The organism is Pseudomonas sp. MN1F (assembly GCF_009391885.1).
Lineage (GTDB): Bacteria > Pseudomonadota > Gammaproteobacteria > Pseudomonadales > Pseudomonadaceae > Aquipseudomonas.
Genome location: NZ_VZII01000046.1, coordinates 24,648 through 31,246, shown reverse-complemented (window position 1 = coordinate 31,246; position 6,599 = coordinate 24,648). Strand labels below are relative to the sequence as shown.

The 6,599-nt window shown below is 63.6% G+C and carries 2 protein-coding genes; both read right to left on the bottom strand.

The window, feature by feature from the left end; translation table 11 throughout:
* Window positions 1-255: 255 nt before the first annotated feature.
* Complete coding sequence (locus F6X59_RS22290; RefSeq protein WP_152958157.1) at window positions 256-4,785, bottom strand: hemagglutinin repeat-containing protein; 4,530 nt, start codon at window positions 4,783-4,785, stop codon at window positions 256-258.
* Window positions 4,786-4,812: 27 nt separating this feature from the next.
* The gene (locus F6X59_RS22285) at window positions 4,813-6,492 is read right to left on the bottom strand and encodes a ShlB/FhaC/HecB family hemolysin secretion/activation protein (protein WP_152958156.1); all 1,680 of its coding nucleotides are present in this window, start codon (window positions 6,490-6,492) and stop codon (window positions 4,813-4,815) included.
* Between the last annotated feature and the right edge of the window lie 107 nt (window positions 6,493-6,599).

Sequence of the window (6,599 nt, the reverse complement as noted above, 5' to 3'; positions counted from 1 at the left end):
TCACGCAAGGGTTTCTTTTTGGTTGGCATACATGCACCTCTTACTCATGTTATGCCCGAACACAAAATTTCTGACACCCTCCCTTGTACGACGCGATATCGAGCCATGCGCCAAAGCGTACGCGCGCAAATCCCCCAGGAATAACTGGCCCGAAACAAACGTAGGAGCGAGCAAAGCTCGCGATGCGCCGCGCGGGCGGCGCTCGATCTGACAGGCGCTGAACCTCCCAAGGCAGGCACATCCGCGCCTAACCCCTTACTCCGCCTTACCCCCCTGCACGCTGGAAACCCACTGTTCACTGCGACTATGCCCACTGGTCCTCAACAACCCCAGGTCCAGCGCATTCTCGCCATCCGCCGCGCCTTTGCCCTTGGCCAAGTCGGCAATCGCCGTACCCAGGTCCACCGGCGAATTGGACGCATCGACCGACACATCCCGACGGTAATCATTGCCACTCAGGGTTTCCCGGCTCACCGAGCTGGCATCAAGCGCGACTGCACCCTTGGCCGATTGCAGCCGTGCGCCAACCAGCTGGGCATCACCACCCACCGTCAACTCGACACCGTCACTGCCCTTGAGCACCGCCTGCTGGCCCACGCTGTCGCGCTGCACGTGCGACACATCAAGGCTGAAGGTCGGTGAGAAGCCCGGGTCAGCCTTGCTCAAGGCCGAGCCGGCCTTTTCCTGGACCGTGCCACCCAGTGGCCCGGCCAGCGAGGTGGCGGCGTTGACGTAACCTTGCGGGTTCTTCTCCTGGCTCAGGCGTGCATCGCCCTTCACCGTCAGGGTGTCGACGCTGTCCTTGCGGCTGGCGATGCGCAGGTCGCCATCGATCGCGCCGGTGATGCGCCCGGCTTCCAGGCTGGCGCCTTCGATGCGGGTATCACCACGGCTTTGCAGGTCGATGGTTTCGGCGCGCAGGTTACTGGCATTCCAGGTCTGGTTGTCGCGCTTGTCCAGCTCGACCTTGGCCCGGCCATGCAGGCCACGGGTGTCGGTGGCGCCTGCGCTCATGTTGAAACCGGCACCGGCGCTGATCTCGAGATTGTTGCGCTGCTCCTGATTGGAGGAAGCCTCGATCAGCATGCCGCCACTGGACGCGTTGAGCTCGATTTGCTCGGCGGATGCCTGCAGACCCTCCAGGTGCAGGGCAATGTCCTCGCGAGCAGCGCTGCCGAGGGTCAGCTTGCCGGCACTGGCGAACTGGGCATCGACGGCCTGACGGGCGTTTTCACCCTGCGTGCCATGGGTGAAATGGCCACCGATGCCGCCGCCTTTGGTCTCACCCATCGTGGCTGCCAGCTCCATGCCACCACCGAGTTTGCCGCCATGGGCTTGCTGGGTGTCATTGCCTGCCTTGACCTGCAGCAGGCCATCGCTGTGCAGGCGAATATCGCCCACCTTGGCTTCGCGACTGCCGATGCGGGTGCCTTCCAGCGACAGATCACCCGCGCTGCTCAGGCGGACTTCACCCTTTGCGTCGATCTGTGCGACGTGCGCCTTGGTTTGCACGGTTTGCAGCTGCGCGTGGTCAAGGTAACCACGGCCATCGAGGCCGGTGCTGCCAGGGCGGTTGCCGACCTTGGCCCAAGCATTGCCGTCAAGCTGACGGGTCAACTCCTCGGTGCGGTCGTTGGCCTGGGGCAGCGACAGGTTGCCTTCACTGTGAATGACCACCTCACCTTCGCCACCCTCGATGCGTGTGCCCTCATATTGACCATCGCTACCCAGCTGAACCTGAATGCCCTGTTGCCCATAAAGGCTGCCGGGCACTGTGGTGCTGGCCATTGTCTGCTTGTCCAGCGAGCCACCCTTGCCCGCGCCGCGGGCATTCAGGTCACTGCCGGAGCTGGTGTCGATGCGCAGGTCTCCACCAAAGGCCAGGCGCTGCACGCTGTCCTCCTGGGTGTTTTCGGCGGTTCGCATCGTGTGCGTCTGAGCCTCGATCTGCAGTTGGCCGGCATTGGCACGCCAGGCGGTACCCTGGTCGTCGAGGGTGTCGGCCTTGACCGCGACTTTCGCACCCGACAGCTCACTCACCTGGGCAATGCCACGGCGCTGGTTTTCCAGGCGTTTAAGGTGCTCGACGGTCATGTCGGCACCGACGCTGGGGGCCACCATGGCGTCTTCGGGGGATGCCTGCTGGAAGCGCGCGGCTTCTTCGCCCAGCACCAGCCGTTCGATCGGCCGGGTCAGGTCGCGGTACTCGACGCTGGCGCCGAGGCTGCCGGACCATTCGTTGCGGAGTTCTTCCCGATCATGGGTATCCAGAACCGCACGGTTGTCGATGCGCTTGGCGCTGACGTTGAGGGTATTCCCGGCAGTGACGCGTGCGGCTTCGGTCACCAGTTCGTCAGCATCGACTTTCACGTTGCCGCTGGCCTGCAGTTCGCTGCGTTGGGCTTTGCTGTCGCGCTCGGTCACCACGGTGCTGTTGTGATGGCCTTCGAACAGGCTGCCCAGGCGGTCGATGCCGCCGGTAACGGTCAGACCGCCGCCGCTCTGGCTTGTGCTGGTGGTCGACTCGCGCTCATTGCGAGTGGCGCCCAGCGTCACTTGCCTGGCCTGCACATCGAGGTCGCCGGCACCGGCCTGAACCTTGGAACCGTTGACTTGCAGGTGCCCCTCGCTTTTCAGGCCAACCGTAGCCCCCTTCAGTTCGCTGGTGACCTGCGTGGTGTCGCGCACTTTTTCGGTGCCGGTGGTCACTTCATAAGCCACGCCCGCCGCATACTGGCGCGACTCCGGCTTGCCGTCTTCGGCTGCCTGGGTTTGCCGGGCACTGGCAGTCAAACCCCGTTGCTGGTCGCGGCTTTCGCTTTCGTTGACCGCTTGTGCGCTGCCGATCAGCACATCGCCCTTGGCTTCCACTTGCAGGTGCTGGCCCGCCTCGACCTTGGCGCCCTGAATACGCAGCTCTTCGGCACTGGCCAGGCGCAGATTGCTATTGGAGGACACATCGCTGATCAGTACCTGATCTTTCTGGGTGGTGCGTTTGTCATCGTTTCCGAACAGGCCGAACACCTGGCTACTGCTGTCATGATCGGTCGAGGTGCTGCTAGCGTGGTCCTCCTCTATGATCAGTTGGCCTTTTTGGCTGTAGAGCACCGCGTCCAAGGTGCCGGTGACCGTGCTACCTTTGATGGTCACCTGGTCGGCAATCACATCCAGCTTGCCGCCTGCGATAACCCGGCTGCCAGCGACGGTCTGGCCTTGAGTGTCATTACCTTTGCGGTCAGCGAAGAATGTCCCGGACACCAGGTCGCCGCGGTAGCCGCTTTCTGTGTTGCTGTCTTGCAGCGCCAGGGTGCCGACTTCTACCTGCTTGCCGTTGATGGCCATGTCGCTGCGGCTTTGCAATGTGCTGCCGCGTACCTTGACGGTATTGCTTGCCTTCAGCGTCATGTGATTGGCGTTCAACTCGCTGGGTTTGGCCGTTTCCTTGAACTGCTCGGTATCGCGATCCCCCCTCCACAGATGCTTGCGGTGGCGAATGGTTTCTTCGATGCGCTCGCTGTCCAGGCCGCCTGCGATGTCCAGGTCGCCGCCGCTGGCGAGGGTCAGTTCTTCCAGCACATTGATATCGGCGGCCACCAGGTGCATGTCGCCACCGGACTCCAGCAGTACACTGTCCCGCCCCAGCAGGCGCGTGCCTTGCTGATTGGTCTGCGTGGTGGTGCGCTCACTGTCATAGGTTTCATGGGTGATGAACAGGGTTTTCTTGCGCCAGTTGTCCTTGTCTTTGCTGAGCGCCCGACGGGTCTCGCCATCCAGGGTCAGTTTGTTCCCGGCCTTGACCTCGATTCGCTCGGCCTGGCCATCGACACTGTGCAGCGTAAGGTCGTCAGCGGCGCCAAGGCGCAGCGCGCCGTGCTTGGTGTTGAGCGTGGCGTATTGCTCGCCTGAGCCACTGATCGTCAGGGTGCCGGCCGATTGAACGTCGATACCGTCATCTGCCTTGAATTCGACCGGCCCCATGCGCACGCCCGCACCTTCGGCAGTACTCACCACGCGAATGCGCCCGGCGCGCATGGCGCCGAACAGCTTGGCGTCGATGCTCGACGGGGTGCCCGGCAGGTGTTCGAGGATCTGGCCATCGGCATGAGCGATGCGATTGCGGCCGACGATTACGTCAAGGTTGCCTTTGGCCTTGAGCAATCCTTTCTGGTCCACCTTGGGTGCAATCAGATCAAGCGCACCTTCGGCATTGCTTTGACCGCCCTGAAGCACCTGCAACGTGCCACTGGCATTCAGTGTGTTGAAATTGCGCAGCTGTTCATCCTGCAATTCAGGTGTGCCGACCACGAACCCGGCGCGGGTGGTATTAATGAAACTGCCGCCATTGAGGGTAATGCCATTGGGGTTGGCGAGGATGTAGTCGGCAGGGCGGCCGAAGATCTCCTGCGGGCCCTCGATCAGCGAGGCGTTGCGGCTGACCACCTCGTTGAGAATGGTCGATGCTGCCTGGCCCTGGAACTGCGGGTTGGCGGCCAGGGCGCCAGCCAGTTGCGACTGGCCCGCCTGCAGGGCGTTGTTCAGCACCACGCCGGGGCGGGCGACGTTGTAGTCGAGGAACTGGTTATGCGACAGGCCACTGGCGTTGGGTGGGACGATGTCGATCACCGGTACGCCATGATCGTTGTTGATGATGGGGGTGCCTGCCGGGCCGCTGGCGGCCTCCAGCCCACCCTGCGCCAGGGCGCTGGTGGGGCCGAGCAGGGCGAGGAAGATGGCCCAGCGCAAGGTGTCCGGGCGGGTAGACGGTAACGGCGAGAGTATCTGCATGTTCTCGTTCTCTTTGTTGTGGGTGAATCAAATGCTCAAGGTGCACTCCAGTACCCAGAAGCCGGGCTCCAGGCGGGAGCGGGGCAGGTCGCTGGTGTAGAGGGCGCGTTGGTAGTCGAGGCGCAGCCGGGCGTTCGGCTGGCTCAGTTCGATGCCGGCGGCTGCGCCTGCCAGGCGTTGTGAGGGTTTGCCAGTGGCTGACCGGGCCCAGCCCACATCCAGGCCAAGGTAAGGGCGTATCTGCAGGGGGTGGGTCCAGTCCGCTGGCAGGGCCTGGCTGAAGGTATTGCGCCAGGCCGCGCCGCTGGCGCCGGAGTAGGTGCGCAGGCGAAAGCCGCGTACCGTCGAGTCGTCGCTGACCAGTAATTGCTCGACGGCAGGCAACGCGTGTTCGCTGTACTGCAAGGCCAGCTCGCTTTGCCAGCGCCAAGGTGTTTCAGGCGGCCCCTGGCGCAGATGCAGCAGGTTGGCGCGATACTTGCGAAAATCCGGGCGTAGGCGTTCCGCACCCAATGGCGACTCGTCGGCAGCGAACCAGTCCAGGCCTTGGGCAACGCCCACATACCCATTCCATAACCCGCCTTCGAGCCACAGCAGGTTGATGCCAGCCTCAATGCTGGTAAGTGTCGGGCTCTGCTGGTTGATGACGGCACCCGCGCTGCGGTTGACCAGCTGCTTGCGGTCCAGCCGTGCGCTGGCGCTGAGCATGCCTTGCTGGTTGCGCCACAGCATCCGCTCGATGCTCAGGCCCTGATAGCTGCTGCTGCCGTCGCTGGTCTGCCGACTGTGCGGCAGCGGTGCGTCGTAGGTCAGTTGGCTGGCGTTGAGGGCAAAGGTCCAGGGGCCGTAGGGGACGCTGTAGTACAACGTGATGCCTTGCACCTGGCCCGGGGCGTGGAACACGCTGGAGAGCAATGACACGCGCAGGTCGTCATTGAGCCCCATCGGGCTGTCCAGACCCAAGCCCAGGTTAAGCCGGTGGCGGCCGGTCAGCTCACTGCCGCGGTTGTCGAGGCGGCTGTCCAGGTGCCAGCGCGAGCCGATCTTGCGCGGTTGCAGCACAACCCGGGTACCGCCCTGCAGTTCGCCGGGCAGCAGGTCCATGCCCACGTCATAGGCGCGCAGGCGATTGAGTTGGTCCAGGCCCTGCTCAAGGGCGGGTAGGTAAAGGGGCTCGCCTAGCACGCCAGGGAAGGCGCCGGGCAAAAACAATGGCAGCTCGGGGGCGTCGAGCTCGATGGATTCGACAAAGCCTTCGACGATGACGATGTCCAGTGGCGCACCATCCCGAGGTTGTTGGCGCAGGTAGGGACGGCTGGTCGGAAATCCCGCGCTGACATACAGCTGGGTGATGCCCCGGAGCAGGCTATTGATGTCATCGATGCCCATGCAGGGCAGAAACCGCTCGCGCAGAGCGGGCTTGAGTGCCTGATCCGCAAGTTGGCGGTTGCCCATGATGCGCAGGCCGGACACGGCCCAGCACTGGCTGTCGGTCGGCAGGGCCGGGGCCTGCTCGTCTCCTTCAGGCAAGGGCGGCTGTTGCCAGCGCTTGAGCCGCTGTTGCTGTTCGAATTGCCGCAGTGATTGTTGCTGGTCGCGCAGTTGCAGGCTGGCGGGGTCGTCAGCTAGGACCGTGTGGGAGATCAGCATGCCAGCCAGGCAACCGGCGAGCAGCCTGCTGGCGGAGTGACGGAGTGGGCCTGGCATGAAGCACCCTCGCAATTGGCGTACGGGTTACGTACTCGTTTGCGTGGATGCTAAAAATTAATGCTGTCGGTTGGATGCAGTCCCCGGCCTCTGCAGGGCGTAGGGAA

Excerpts from the sequence above, each read along its gene's own strand:
- F6X59_RS22290 (WP_152958157.1), bottom strand. The coding sequence starts at position 4,785 with ATGCAGATACTCTCGCCGTTACCGTCTACCCGCCCGGACACCTTGCGC.
- F6X59_RS22285 (WP_152958156.1), bottom strand. The coding sequence starts at position 6,492 with ATGCCAGGCCCACTCCGTCACTCCGCCAGCAGGCTGCTCGCCGGTTGC.